Source organism: Streptomyces sp. WAC04114 (assembly GCF_019733245.1).
GTDB lineage: Bacteria > Actinomycetota > Actinomycetes > Streptomycetales > Streptomycetaceae > Streptomyces > Streptomyces massasporeus_A.
Genome location: NZ_JAIGQA010000373.1, coordinates 1 through 1,127, shown reverse-complemented (window position 1 = coordinate 1,127; position 1,127 = coordinate 1). Strand labels below are relative to the sequence as shown.

General features: G+C 72.2%; 1 protein-coding gene and 1 pseudogene. One reads left to right on the top strand and one right to left on the bottom strand.

The genetic code is table 11. The annotated features are described in order from the left end of the window. Positions 1 to 53: 53 nt before the first annotated feature. Entirely contained in the window at positions 54 to 848 is a 795-nt protein-coding gene (locus K4G64_RS39270) for an SURF1 family protein (protein ID WP_221760620.1), read from the top strand. Positions 849 to 901: 53 nt separating this feature from the next. Here K4G64_RS39270 and K4G64_RS39265 read toward each other — a convergent pair. After that, positions 902 to 1,127: pseudogene (locus K4G64_RS39265) on the bottom strand (hypothetical protein); the annotation flags it as partial.

Sequence of the window (1,127 nt, the reverse complement as noted above, 5' to 3'; positions counted from 1 at the left end):
CCCTTGCCGACCCCGCAGCCGGGCCCTTCCCGGCGCCCCCGTACCGTGGGGGTGTGTACCGGTTTCTGCTGACGCCCCGTTGGTGGGGGATCAACGTCTTCGTGCTGTTGTCCATCCCCTTCTGCATCTTCATGGGGTCCTGGCAGCTGGGCCGGTTCGAGGACCGTGTGCAGGATCACCGGACCGCGACCGAGCAGGTGTCCGAGGCCCGGCACGAGGCGCCCCGGCCGCTGAAGGACATGCTGCCGGTGGACAAGGCGACGTCCGGGAAGCCGGTGACCGCGACCGGGACGTACGGCGAGCAGCTGCTGGTGCCCGGGCGGAAGCTCGACGGCAGACAGGGCTTCTACGTGCTGACGCTGCTGCGGACCGGCTCGGGTGAGGCGCTGCCGGTGGTGCGGGGATGGCTGCCCGGTTCCGCCGACGCGGCGAAGGTTCCCGCTCCCCCGGCCGGTGAGGTCACCGTCACCGGTGCGCTGCAGGCCTCGGAGACGCCCGGGGACAACGGCGTCAGCGCGCAGGGCGGGCTGCCGGCCGGGCAGACCGCGGCGATCAGCGCGGCGTCGCTGGTGAACCTGGTGCCGTACGACGTGTACGACGCGTGGGTCACGCTGGCGAAGGGCGACTCGGGCATGAAGGCCGTGCCGGCCGCCGCGCCGCCGGACTCGGGACTGGATCTGAAGGCCTTCCAGAACCTGGGTTACACCGCCGAGTGGTTCGCCTTCGTGGGGTTCGTGATCTTCATGTGGTTCCGGCTGCTGCGGCGCGAGGTGGAGTCCGTGCGCGACGCGGAGCTGGGGCTGGTGGCGGACGAGGAGCCCGTCGCCGTGGATGCCGCGGTGAAGTGAGCGGCGTCCGGTCACGGACGGGTTGAGTCCGCCCCGCGGTCACGATCCCGTGGTCACGATCCCGCCAGCACGCCCGTCCAGTACACCGTCCCCGCGCATGCGTTGGACACCGTCACCGACGTCGCTCCCGAGCCCGTGACCGGGGTGTACGTCACTGCGACACTGCCGTCGACCGTGCCGTCCTCCCTGACGAGCTGGGGTGCCGTGCCCGTGTCGCCGCCGGTGGAGGTGCCGCTCGTGGCCGCCGGGTCGTCCGAGGGGGTCGGGTCGGGGCTGGGG